Source organism: Micromonospora profundi, from assembly GCF_011927785.1.
In the GTDB taxonomy this organism is placed as follows: Bacteria; Actinomycetota; Actinomycetes; order Mycobacteriales; family Micromonosporaceae; genus Micromonospora; species Micromonospora profundi.
This window is the reverse complement of record NZ_JAATJK010000001.1, coordinates 2,892,847-2,903,799: the sequence shown is the minus strand read 5'-3', so window position 1 is coordinate 2,903,799 and position 10,953 is coordinate 2,892,847. Positions and strand designations below refer to the sequence as shown.

Annotated in this window: 11 protein-coding genes; 4 read left to right on the top strand and 7 right to left on the bottom strand. The window is 72.5% G+C overall.

Annotation, left to right across the window (positions count from 1 at the left end; translation table 11 throughout):
* Positions 1 to 241 precede the first annotated feature (241 nt).
* Positions 242 to 1,258, top strand: coding sequence for a LacI family DNA-binding transcriptional regulator (locus F4558_RS12870; RefSeq protein WP_053652934.1), 1,017 nt, complete (start codon positions 242 to 244; stop codon positions 1,256 to 1,258).
* A gap of 75 nt (positions 1,259 to 1,333) precedes the next feature.
* On the opposite strand, the gene F4558_RS12865 is transcribed toward F4558_RS12870, so the two are convergent.
* Genes F4558_RS12865 through F4558_RS12840 form a run of 6 tightly spaced genes read right to left on the bottom strand, consistent with a single transcriptional unit; the run spans position 1,334 to position 6,164 of the window.
* Entirely contained in the window at positions 1,334 to 1,642 is a 309-nt protein-coding gene (locus F4558_RS12865; protein ID WP_167944237.1) for a DUF2470 domain-containing protein, read from the bottom strand.
* Positions 1,639 to 2,319: a biliverdin-producing heme oxygenase gene (locus F4558_RS31585; RefSeq protein WP_245241313.1), complete on the bottom strand. Its 681-nt coding sequence runs from the start codon at positions 2,317 to 2,319 to the stop codon at positions 1,639 to 1,641. Before F4558_RS31585 ends, F4558_RS12865 begins: the two co-directional genes overlap by 4 nt.
* Positions 2,316 to 3,218 (bottom strand): heme ABC transporter ATP-binding protein, encoded by a 903-nt coding sequence (locus F4558_RS31580; RefSeq protein ID WP_167944236.1) that lies wholly within the window; start codon positions 3,216 to 3,218, stop codon positions 2,316 to 2,318. The genes F4558_RS31585 and F4558_RS31580 overlap by 4 nt, the downstream gene beginning before the upstream one ends.
* Positions 3,215 to 4,318: a FecCD family ABC transporter permease gene (locus F4558_RS12850; RefSeq protein WP_167944234.1), complete on the bottom strand. Its 1,104-nt coding sequence runs from the start codon at positions 4,316 to 4,318 to the stop codon at positions 3,215 to 3,217. Before F4558_RS12850 ends, F4558_RS31580 begins: the two co-directional genes overlap by 4 nt.
* Positions 4,315 to 5,334 carry a heme/hemin ABC transporter substrate-binding protein gene (locus F4558_RS12845; protein ID WP_312877326.1) on the bottom strand — a complete coding sequence of 340 codons (1,020 nt, stop codon included), beginning with the start codon at positions 5,332 to 5,334 and terminating at the stop codon, positions 4,315 to 4,317. Before F4558_RS12845 ends, F4558_RS12850 begins: the two co-directional genes overlap by 4 nt.
* Positions 5,331 to 6,164: a neocarzinostatin apoprotein domain-containing protein gene (locus F4558_RS12840; RefSeq protein ID WP_167944232.1), complete on the bottom strand. Its 834-nt coding sequence runs from the start codon at positions 6,162 to 6,164 to the stop codon at positions 5,331 to 5,333. The genes F4558_RS12845 and F4558_RS12840 overlap by 4 nt, the downstream gene beginning before the upstream one ends.
* Positions 6,165 to 6,348: 184 nt before the next feature.
* Here F4558_RS12840 and F4558_RS12835 point away from each other — a divergent pair, with 184 nt between their 5' ends.
* The 3 genes from F4558_RS12835 to F4558_RS12825 all read left to right on the top strand — a co-directional run bounded on the left by F4558_RS12835 (position 6,349) and on the right by F4558_RS12825 (position 9,955).
* Positions 6,349 to 7,842 carry an HtaA domain-containing protein gene (locus F4558_RS12835; protein WP_167944231.1) on the top strand — a complete coding sequence of 498 codons (1,494 nt, stop codon included), beginning with the start codon at positions 6,349 to 6,351 and terminating at the stop codon, positions 7,840 to 7,842.
* Between the two features lie 86 nt (positions 7,843 to 7,928).
* On the top strand, positions 7,929 to 9,026 hold the full coding sequence (locus F4558_RS12830; protein WP_167944230.1) for a WxL protein peptidoglycan domain-containing protein: 1,098 nt from the start codon (positions 7,929 to 7,931) through the stop codon (positions 9,024 to 9,026).
* A complete protein-coding gene (locus tag F4558_RS12825; protein WP_167944228.1) occupies positions 9,023 to 9,955 on the top strand; it encodes a hypothetical protein in 933 nt (310 codons plus the stop codon). Before F4558_RS12830 ends, F4558_RS12825 begins: the two co-directional genes overlap by 4 nt.
* Here F4558_RS12825 and F4558_RS12820 read toward each other — a convergent pair.
* Positions 9,945 to 10,928 (bottom strand): NAD(P)-dependent alcohol dehydrogenase, encoded by a 984-nt coding sequence (locus tag F4558_RS12820; protein WP_167944226.1) that lies wholly within the window; start codon positions 10,926 to 10,928, stop codon positions 9,945 to 9,947. The genes F4558_RS12825 and F4558_RS12820 overlap by 11 nt on opposite strands.
* Between the last annotated feature and the right edge of the window lie 25 nt (positions 10,929 to 10,953).

The following is a 10,953-nucleotide window of genomic DNA, read 5'->3' as shown; positions in this document are numbered from 1 at the left end:
GCCACGGGCGGTGCAGCTGGCCCGAAGCGCGCGGGCGGTGGGCATCCGGTGGTCGCTGGGCGGAGGTGGAGGATGTCGGCGGGAGTTCCAGCGGCGACCATCGGCAACATTATTGACACCCGTCGTTATCTATATAACGTTATAGAGGAGGGCGGCGGCCCGGTCAATCCTTGTTCGTCGATGCATACTCAGGTGTCCTCGCCGACCGCCATCCCAGGCGGCATCCGGAAAGGGTGAGTCGATGGGCGTCAGCCTCAAGGACATCGCCGAACGCGCCGGCGTCTCGCTGGCCACGGTCTCCAATGTGGTCAACGGATACCGGCCGGTGGGGGAGCGGACCCGGCAACGGGTGCAGCAGGCGGTCGACGAACTCGGCTACAGCCCCAACCTCAGCGCCCGGCACCTGCGTCGAGGGCGTACCGGCCTGATCGCCCTGGCCATCCCGGAACTGACGAACCCCTACTTCGCCGAACTCGCCGAGATCGCCATCCGGGAGGCGGCAGGCTTGGGCTACACACTTGTCATGGAGAACACCGCCGCGGACGGCGACGCGGAACGACTGCTCCTGGACGGCTCACGGCGGCAGACCATCGACGGCCTGATCCTCAGCCCGGTACGGGTCGGCCGCGCCGAGGTGCTCGACCGCAGGGCCGGCAACCCGCTGGTGCTCATCGGCGAGGGCGTCTACGACACGCCGTACGACCACATCGCCATCGACAACGTGGCCGCGAGCCACGCGGCGATCCGGCACCTGGTGGCCATCGGCCGTCGCCGGATAGCGTTCCTCGGAGCGCCACCCGGCGACGACAGGCAGTCCGCGCAGTTGCGCCTCCGCGGCTACCGGGAGGCCCTGGACGCCGCCGGTCTGCCGTTCCGCCCACAGTTGGTCGCCCGCACCGACGGGTTCGACCGGACAGAGGGCAGGCGCGCCATGGGCGACCTCCTCGCCCTCGACGAGCCGCCCGACGCGGTGTTCGGCTACAACGACCTGGTGGCGATCGGCGCGCTGCGCGCCCTGACCGAGGCCGGTCGCCGGGTGCCGGAGGACGTCGCGGTGATCGGCATCGACGACATCGAGGACGGGCGGTACGGCAACCCGACGCTCACCACAATCGCGCCGGACAAGGAGGCGATCGGCCGGCTCGCGGTGCGGCGCCTCGTCGCCCGGATCGAGGGCACGCCGGTGACGGGTCCGCTCACGGTGCAGACACCGTTCCGGCTGATCCGCCGCGAGAGCACCGGCGGACCGACCACCTGAACCCGCCCGTGCCCGCGCCCACCGCACCCGTCGGGCGGAGCGACAGCGCCGGTCCCGGTCGCCCGCGCCACGCTGTCAGCCGGCGGGGCGGGGCTCGATGCCGAGCTGTACGCAGGCCTCCTGGTACATCCGCACCACCTCACGGCGGATCTCGGCACGTTCGGTGAGCCGGTGGGCGAACGGGACCCGGACCGCCACCTCCACGCCGTCCACTGTGGCCACGAAGTCCACCCCGTCGGCGTCCAGGTCGGTGGTCCGAGCCCGGGTCGCCGTCGGACAGCCGCCGAGGGTGCGGCAGATCAGCAAGGTGTCCTCGGCGTGGTCGTCGTTCATGTGGCGACTGACCGCGGCGATCACGTCCGGGCCGAACGGCTGCCCGCTCATGCCGCAGCCGCCGTGGTGAGAGTGCCGCCGTCGGCCGGCGCGTGCCCGGCCAGCGCGGCGAAGACGTCGGTGTTGTGCTGGTACGCCACGAGGACCTCCGACAACAGCGCGTTCGCCGCCGCCTCGTCGAGCGGCAGCGCGTCCAACCGGGCGCGGTAGGCGTCCTTGTAGACCTTGGGGCGGGGGATGTCGTCGAAGCGGTAGAAGGCCACCCCCGCTCCGTCGAGGCCGTAGTGGCGGGCCACCGACCGTCCGATGTGCAGCCCGCCGGAGAGGTCGCCCAGGTAGCGGGTGTAGTGGTGGGCGATGAAGCGCTCCGGGGAGGCTGTGCAGACCGCGCGGATGCGGTCGACGTACGCGATGGTTGCCGGGGTCTGCGCGGCGCTGTCGGCCCAGTCGGGGCCGATCAGGTGTCGCAGATCGGCTTCGAGGGCGGGGAGCCGGATCAGCGCGTCGTCGACGAAGGGGCCGGCCAACGGATCGTCTCGCAACCGGTCACCGGCTGCCTCCAAGGCGGCGTAGATGGCGTGGTGCTGCACCACCAGCGCGGCGTATCCGGCGATGTCAAGCTCGCCGGCCAGCAGAGCGGAGACGTACCGCTGGGACTCGGCGGTCTCGTGGGCGTCCGCGCTGGCGGCCCGGACCCGGGCCGAGAACGGGGTTGTCATGTCACTCATGGTTGCTCCGAAGATACGTAGGGGTCGGTCGGCGGGTGCGCGGCGGGGCGGTGGCGGCGAGGTACGACGAGCGGCAGCTGGTTGCGGGGGTGCGGGACGACCTCGATGTCGTGCTGGTACACCTCGCTGAGCAGCGCGGCGGTGAGCACCTCGGCGGGTGGGCCGACGGCGCGGACCCGGCCCTCGCCGAGCAGCGTGACCACGTCCGCGTACGCGCCGGCCAGGGCCAGGTCGTGCAGCACGACGACGACGGCGTCACCGTCGGAGGCGCGGTCCCGGGCGATCCCCATCACCAACTCCTGGTGGTGCAGGTCGAGCGCGGCGGTCGGCTCGTCGAGCAGGAGCACGCCGGTACGCTGGGCCAGCACCCGGGCGAGCGCGGCGCGGGCCTGTTCACCGCCGGACAGCGACGGGTATGGCCGGGCGGCGAAGCGGGCCACATCGCACCGGCTCATGGCCTCGGCGACGATGGCGTCGTCCTGCTCCTCCTCGGGTCGGCCGGCCCACGGCGCCCGCCCCATCCGGACGGTCTCCTCGACGGTGAACGGGAAGCTCAGGGTGCTGCGCTGGGTCAGCACCGCCCGGCGCATCGCCAGTTCCACAGGTGACCACCCCCGCAGTGCCCGGCCGTCCACCTCGACAGTGCCGGCGGCGGGCAGGTCGCCGCTGATCGCGGCCAGCAGCGTGGACTTGCCGGCCCCGTTCGGCCCCACCAGGGCGTGCACCTCGCCAGCGCGCACCCGCAGGTCGACCTGATCCAGCACGGTCCGGCCGGCGCGTTGCACCCGCAGCCCCGCGACGTCGACGCGTACCTCCGAGGTGTGCGCGGGCGGCGGGGCAGCCCGCCCACGGCCGCGCAGTCGAAAACGTCCGGCGCCCGGCCGGTCGATCCGCGTCATCCCCACCCTCCGGACCGTTCCCGTGTGCGGCGCAGCAGCCAGAAGAACGCCGGTCCACCGACCACGGCCGTCAGCACGCCGAGGGGAAGTTCCTGGTGTTCGACGACAGTACGGGCGATGAGGTCGGCGACAACCACGACGATCGCCCCGCCGAGCGCGCTTGCCGGCAGCAGCACCCGGTGGCCCGGCCCGGCGACCATCCGCACCAGGTGCGGCACCACCAGGCCGACGAAGCTGATGATGCCCGTGAAGGCGACCGCAGCGGCGCCGAGTAGCGCGGTGACCACGATCATGCGGATCCGCAACCGCTCCACGTCGACGCCGAGGTGCCGGGCCGAGCGCTCGCCGAGGGCGAGCAGGTCGAGTCGGCGGGCGTCGGCGAGGGCGACGACCAGTCCGAGCGCCAGGCAGGGCGCGGCCAGCGCGACCGCCGACCAGCTGGCCTGGGCCAGGCTGCCGAGGTTCCAGAAGGCGATGGCCTGTACGCCGGACTCGTCGGCGGCGAACATCAGCAGCCCGATGGCCGCACCGGCGACCGCGTTGACCGCGACGCCGGTGAGCACCAGTGTCACCACCTCGGTCCGGCCGTTGGACCGGGCCAGCAGGTAGACGAGGTACGTGGTGGCGAGACCACCGGCGAACGCTGCCGCCGGCACTGTCCACGCGCCGAGGACGCTCACCCCGGCGACGATGGACAGCGCGGCGCCGAACGCGGCTCCGGCGGAGACGCCGATGACACCCGGCTCGGCAAGCGGGTTGCCGAAGACGCCCTGCATGATGGCACCGGCGGAACCGAGCGCAGCGCCGACAACGGCGGCGAGCACCACCCGGGGGAAGCGGACGATCCACAGCGCGTTCTCGCCCTGCGGAGCAGCCGGCAGGCTGCCGACATCCAGGCCGATCCGGTGCAGGATCGAGCCGAGCACCTCGGCCGGGGAGATCTGCACCTGCCCGCGACCCGCCGCTACCAGGGCGACCATCAACAGGGTGAGCGCGAGCGTGGCGAGCAGCAGCCGGCCCCGGCGGAGGTGCTTCCCGACAGGTCGTCGGAGTTCCGGCCGCGCGGCGGTGCCGGGTCGTCGGGTGTCCACATCGGTCACGACGTCGCTCCGCACATGTGCACGGCGCGGGCCAGCGCCTGGACGGCCTGCCCGGAGCGGGTGCCGAAGGTGAGCAGGACACCGTCGTCCATGTCGACGATCCGACGGGCGGCGCCGGCGGGGGTCTGCGCGACGCCGGGGAGTTTCAGCAACCCGTCGACACCGCCGACGGACGCCAGCCCACCGCTCATCACGAGGATCACGTCCGGCGCCGCGTTGATCAGCCCTTCGCTGGTCAGTGGCCGGAATTTCGACAGCCCTATCGCGCTGCCGGCGTCCTCGCCGCCGGCTGCCTCGATCATCGCGTCGGATCCGGCGCCCGCACCACCGATCAGGTACACACCGGCGGTGCCGCGCAGGTAGAGGAAGGCGATCCGGGGGGCGGTCCTTTCAGGTACGTCGCGTTGTGCCTGGGCGATCTCGTCTTCGACCCGGCTGACGAGTTGGGTCCCGGCCGGGGTGACGCCGAGCGCGGCGGCGACCGCGCGGACGTGCGCTCCCACCCCGGCGAGTGTCTGCTCGGCGTCGACCAGCACGACCGGGATCCCGGCGGCGCGGAACTGCTTCAGCGTCTCCGGCGGGCCGATGCTGTCGTCGGCAATGATCACGCTCGGGTTCAGGTCGAGGACCGCCTCGGCGGAGAGGTCGTGCCCGCCAGGTGTGACAACGGGTAGATGCGCGGCGGCGGGGAAGGTGGTGGCGGTGTCCCGGCCGATGACGTTGCCACCTAGGCCGAGGCTGAACACGATCTCCGCGATCGAGCCGTACAGGTTCACGGGCAGGATCCGGTCGGCGTTTGTAACAGTGGTGCGGACGCCGTCGGCGGAGGTGACGGTAACCGGCAGGGCGGGAACCGGGGCCGGGGTGAGCGGCTCGACGTCGGACTGGCCGACGGTGGCGGTCACCGGGCCGCAGGAGGCGACCGACGGGGCGGCGACGGTCTGCTCGGCGCAGCCGAACGCGGTGCCGGCGAGGAGGACGAGCAGGGCACAGGCGACGGCGGGGCGGCGGCTCACCGGGCCAGCTTCCGGCGGCGTCGGCGCAGTCCGATGAGGAGCGTCACGAGCAGGAGGGACGCGCCGAGCACTACCGGCCACCAGCGCCCGGCATCGAGGCTGGAAGCCGCACTGACCCGGGTGACCTGGGCTTCGGTGGGCGCGGTGCCGGCGGCCGGCGTGGTTCCGCCCGCGTCGGCCGGTACGCCGCCGGTCGTACCAGCGGAAGCGGCGGCCGACGGCAGGGTTGCGGTCGACGGCGCGGCGCCGGGGGTGCCGGTGCGGGGTGCCCCGGTGGCGGTACCGCTGCCGGTGGTGGGCGGTGCCGCGTTGCTGCGACTCGGCGCGGGGGCGGCGGCGAAGGTCACCGGCACCCGTACGTCCTGGGATCGGTCCGCGGGCCGGGTGTGGTCGGCGCGGGTGGCGACCACACACCGTCGGACGGTGCAGTCGACGTCGCCGATCGTCGGGGTGATCTTCACGGTGACCCGGAACGATCCGCCCGAGCCGTACGGCGTGGTGAGGTCTTCGGCGTAGGAGGGCGGGTCGGACGAGATCCAGTGCGAGGCGCCCAGGCTGCCACTGGTGTCGGCTCCGCCGCCGCAGGGTGTCGGCGTCTTGCCGGCGCCATTGTCGACGCAGTAGCCGACGTAGATGCCCTTTGTGGTGTCGTACCCACTGCCCGAGACGGTGACTGTCGCTCCGGCGCGGCTCACCCCGGTGCTCGGCGTAGCGGTGAGGGTCTGTCCTCCGGGGCCGCGGGCGGTGCCGGCGTACGCCGGCTGCGTACCCGCAATGACACTCACAGTGATCAGGGCGGCGGACAGAGCGGTGCGACGCAGGGCTCGCATCGGACTCCTCACATGATGGATCGCCTCGGAAGCGGGCATTAGGTTTGGCTAACCTAAGTTAGAAACACGCAGGTCACAAGGGGTTCTTCGGCTGAAGATCTTTTGGCCGAACGAGTGAGGGTGCCCTTAGTTAGGATTACCTAACCTTTGCGGGTCCGCAGTGCGCTCCGTGAAGGGAACAAACATGGTCCGATCCAGAGCCGGTGCCACCTGGCGCCGGTCGATGCGGTGGACGGCGGTCGTCGTCCTCGGCGCGTCGGCCGCCCTCGTCGGCACCGGCCCCGCCTCGGCGGCCGAGGCCGACATCACCGGCGGCAGCCTGACGTGGGGCTTCAAGTCGTCGTTCCGCAGTTATCTCAAGACCGGCAACGGCAATCCCCCGATCGCGGCGAGCGACGGCGCCACCATCAAGACCGACGGGACCTTCACCTTCCCGTCGGCCGGTGGCACCCACGACCCCGCCACCGGGGCGATCACCGCCAGGTACGGCGGGAAGATCGTCTTCTCTTATCCCGGGCACTTCTTCACCATCGCGCTGGCCAACCCGACGGTTGCCGTCTCCGGCGGCGCCTCGGAGCTGAAGGCCGATGTGGACCTGACCACCACGCAGGCCGAACCCGTGTCGGTCCGCCAGGCCACAATCGCCACAATCGCCGGCAATCCCGGCGGTAGCGGTGCCACGGTGACCGGCACGAACCTTGCGACCACGCTGACCGCGGCGGGTGCCAGCGCCTTCAACGGCTTCTACAGCGCCGGTGAGGCGCTCGATCCGCTGTCGTTCACCTTCAGCACGGGCGATGCAGAACCGGCTGCCCCGACGGTCACCGTCACCCCACCCGGCGGGCTCGACCCGAACGGGTCGACAATCACCGTGAAGGGCGGCGGATTCGACCCCGAGGCCAACAACGCCGCAGGCATTTACGTCTCCTTCGGACCCAAGGTCGCCGAGCACTGGGCCAACGCGGGAATCCTGCAAGCCACAAAATGGGTGAACAAGACCAACGAGCCGACCGACGCCCGGGACCGGCTCAACGCCGACGGTACGTTCAGCACCACCCTGTCGGTCAGCGCGGTCTACACCGCCCGTACCGGCGAGGAGGTCGACTGCACGGTCGTGCAGTGCTACGTGATCACCTTCGCTGCTCGCGGCTCGGCCGACCGCAGTCAGGACACCTTCACCCCGGTCACCTTCGCCGGCGGTGGTCCGGGCGGCGCGAACGCCAGTCAGCAGATCACCACCACAGTCACCGGCGGCCCGTTGACTCTCGGCGTGGCCGGCGACACTGTCGCCCTGCCCGCGGTGAGCAACGGCCAGGTGGCCAGCGGGGCGCTGCACGCCGCCACTGTGGCGGACCTGCGCGGCACCAACGCCGGGTGGAGCCTCGTCGGTCAGGTCTCCGACTTCACATCGGCCGGCGGCAGCATCGCCGCCGACAACCTGGGCTGGGTGCCGAGTGCCAGCGTGGTCGCCGACCCGCTTGGCGGTACGCCCGGCGTGGTCACGCCGGGTGCGGCCGCCGCACCCGGTGCCGGCCTGGGTGGGGCGCGGGCGCTCTGCACCTCGTCCACCGGTACGAGCAACGGCACCTTCACCTGCGGTGCCCAGCTCAACCTGGGGATCCCGGCGTCGGCCACGGCCGGCGACTACGCCGCGACCCTCACCCTGACCCTCTCCTAGGTCGGCGTCGACAACCGGCGGGGTGGGACCTCCCCGTCCCGCCCCACCGGTCCGACGCGCCTGTGAAAGCACCCGGAGCCGCACCCATGCACCTCGTCACCGCCGCCTCCCGGGCCTGCGCCGCGCTCGTCGCCGTGCTGGCCGCGACAGTCCCGGCCTCGCTCGCCGCCGCCGCACCGGCCACGCCGCCGCTCGCCTCCGTACCGAATCCGACTCCAGCCGCCGGCGGTTCGGTAGCGCGATGGGCGGTACAGCCGTCCAGCCCCGACGGGCCCACCGGACGCAACTACTTCATCTACGACCTCGCGCCCGGCAGCACGCTCACCGACCACCTCGGAGTCACAAACCTGAGCGACCGACCGCTCACCTTCGACGTGTACGCCACCGACGCCCACACCACTACCGACGGCGCGTTCGCCCTGCTCCCCGCCGACCGGGCCGCCGTGGACGTGGGCTCCTGGATGCACCTGGAGCGACGACGCTGGACGGTGCCGCCCGGCAAGCGGGCCGACATCCCGTTCCGACTCACCGTGCCGAAGAACGCCACCCCGGGCGACCACGCCGGAGGGATGATCGCCGCCCTGCGGCAGACCGGCACCTCCGCCGACGGCCAGCAGGTCCGGATGGACCAGCGGCTCGCCGCCCGGGTCTACCTGCGGGTGCCCGGGGAGGTGCGACCCGCCGTCGCCGTCGAGTCGGTCACGATGGAGTACGACAACCCCGTCAACCCTTTCGGCGGCGGCGACCTGACGGTCAGCTACCTGCTGCGTAACACCGGCAATGTTCGGGTCGGCGGAACGGGCTCGGTCGTCGTCGACGGGCCCTTCGGCTGGGAACTCGCCCGGACCGCCCCGGTGGACCTTCCGGAACTCCTGCCCGGCGCCACCTTCGCCGTGACCGAACGGATCACCGGTGTGCCACCGGCGCTGCGACTTGCCGCAACTGTGGACCTCGCTGCGACCACCACCGACACCGCGCTGCCTCCAGTGCTCCGCTCGGCGGGTGTCTGGGCGCCCCCGTGGCTGCTCATCGCCCTGCTCGCCGGGGCGGCCGGCTGGTTCGGCGTACGGCGGTGGCGGCCGTGGCGTCGTCGCTCCGGCGCGCGACCGACGCCGGTGGCCACCGCGTCGCGGGCCGCGAGCGCGACCGCGCCCGGCCCCGAACCGCTCAGCGGCACGCCGTGAGCCGTTTCGTCCTGCTCGCTGTCTCCGTCGTCGCCGCCCTGCTGGCATCCGCCGGGCCGGCTCCCAGCACCGACCGGCCGCCGGACGGACAACCCCGCGTGGCGCTGCCCGCCGGGACCTTCCGGGTGGGGGATCGCGTGCTTGTCGCACTGGACGGGTGGCCGGCCGGCGTGGTCCAGGTGGAGGTCTGCGGCAACGACGGCCGGCGGGGCGCACTCGACTGCGCGACGGACCGGGCCAGCGGCGGCCAGGTGCCCGCCACCGGCAACGCCCGGATGCCGGTGCTGCTCGCCGCGCCGCCGGTCGCCTGCCCCTGCCGGCTGCGCGTCCAGACCCCGAGCGGCGTGACCACCGCCTCAGTGGCACTGCCGTTGACAGGGGTGTCCGCGCCGGTCGCCAGCACGGCCGGGTCGCCGCCGGAGTTGGCACTCGCCGGTGTGCACGCTGTGGACGAGTCCGGGGTGGCCGGCTGGTTCGGTCTCCCTGGCGAACTGACAGTGCGGATCACCCTGCACAACCCGGGCCCCGTCGACGTCGTCGAGCCGCCGATCACGCTGCTCGCCGGCAGCCCCGGGCAGGTGCACACGATGGTGGCCGCCCCGCCCGTAGGCACCATCCCCGGCGGGCAGAGCCGTGAGTACGTCGTCCGAGTGCCGCTGAGCGCGACGACGCTCGGCCGGTACGAGGTGCACGGCCTGATCGAACCCGCCAGCGGGCCGCTGCCCTTCGTGGTGGCCACCGCCCGACACCCGTGGGGTCTGCTCGTGGTGCCGGCGGCGCTGCTCGTCCTGTTGTTGTTCAGCCTCCCGGGCCGACCTCGCGCGTCCGCCACGTCCAGCGCCACGCCGACCGGCACTTCCGTCGCGGGCACACCGGACCGGCGACGGGCATCGGCTGGTCGGGGGCGCCACCGGGGTGTCAGACGGTGATGACCACCTTGGCGCGGGCGTGTTCGCCTTCGAGGTACCGGATGGCGTCGGGCACCTCGTGGAGCTGATAGGTCCGGTCGACGACAGCCGTGAGGCGGCCGGCCTCGGCGTGGGCGCAAAGCGTGTCGAGGTGCTGCCGGCTGGGCGTCGTGGCGAGGGTGACGATGCGCTGCCGCACGAACGGTGCCAGCAGTCGTCCACGGGCGAGGAGCCAGACCGGCCCGAGGAGGCTGCTGCCGCGGTACACGCCTCCGCCGGAGAGCACAAGCGTCCCGGTCGCTGTCAGCGCCCGCCGCAGAGCACTGAGTGAACGGTTGCCGACCAGGTCGAGCACGACGTCGTACCGGCGACCGTCCCTTGTGAAGTCGTCGCGGGTGTAGTCGACGACGTGGTCGGCGCCGAGGCTGCGGACCAGGTCGACGTTGCGGGTGCTGCACACCCCTGTCACCGTCGCGCCGAGCGCCTTGGCCAGTTGGACGGCCAGGGTGCCGACGCCCCCGGAGGCTCCGTTGACGAGGACGCGGTGGCCGGGCTCGACACGTCCCACATCGGACAACCCCATGAGCGCTGTGACGCCTGCCAACGGCAGCGCGGCGGCCTGTTGCGGCGTGAGGTTCGCGGGGACCGGTGCGACGACGTTCGCGGGCACGCACACGTACTCGGCGAAGGCGCCGTTGGCGTCGCCGAGGTCACCGAAGACGGCGTCGCCGGGGCTGAACTGCCGGACGTTGGCGCCAACCGCCTCGACCCGGCCTGCGAAGTCGCGCCCACGGATGCGCGCCCGGGGCCGTGACCGGCCCATTGCCAGCCGTGCCATCAGTGGTTCGCCCCGCATGGCGTGCCAGTCGTACGCGTTGAGCGCTGCGGCCTCGACCCGCACGAGCACCTCGTCGGGGGCGGGCACCGGTGTGTCGACGTCCGCGAGCCGGAGTGTCTCCGGGGGGCCGTACCGGTCCTGGACGATCGCCTTCATCTCCGCCTCCTTCCAGGTGTACGGC

Excerpts from the sequence above, each read along its gene's own strand:
- F4558_RS31580 (WP_167944236.1), bottom strand. The coding sequence starts at position 3,218 with ATGACGCGGATCGACCGGCCGGGCGCCGGACGTTTTCGACTGCGCGGC.
- F4558_RS12865 (WP_167944237.1), bottom strand. The coding sequence starts at position 1,642 with ATGAGCGGGCAGCCGTTCGGCCCGGACGTGATCGCCGCGGTCAGTCGC.
- F4558_RS12820 (WP_167944226.1), bottom strand. The coding sequence starts at position 10,928 with ATGAAGGCGATCGTCCAGGACCGGTACGGCCCCCCGGAGACACTCCGG.
- F4558_RS12840 (WP_167944232.1), bottom strand. The coding sequence starts at position 6,164 with ATGCGAGCCCTGCGTCGCACCGCTCTGTCCGCCGCCCTGATCACTGTG.
- F4558_RS12830 (WP_167944230.1), top strand. The coding sequence starts at position 7,929 with ATGCACCTCGTCACCGCCGCCTCCCGGGCCTGCGCCGCGCTCGTCGCC.
- F4558_RS12870 (WP_053652934.1), top strand. The coding sequence starts at position 242 with ATGGGCGTCAGCCTCAAGGACATCGCCGAACGCGCCGGCGTCTCGCTG.
- F4558_RS31585 (WP_245241313.1), bottom strand. The coding sequence starts at position 2,319 with ATGAGTGACATGACAACCCCGTTCTCGGCCCGGGTCCGGGCCGCCAGC.
- F4558_RS12835 (WP_167944231.1), top strand. The coding sequence starts at position 6,349 with ATGGTCCGATCCAGAGCCGGTGCCACCTGGCGCCGGTCGATGCGGTGG.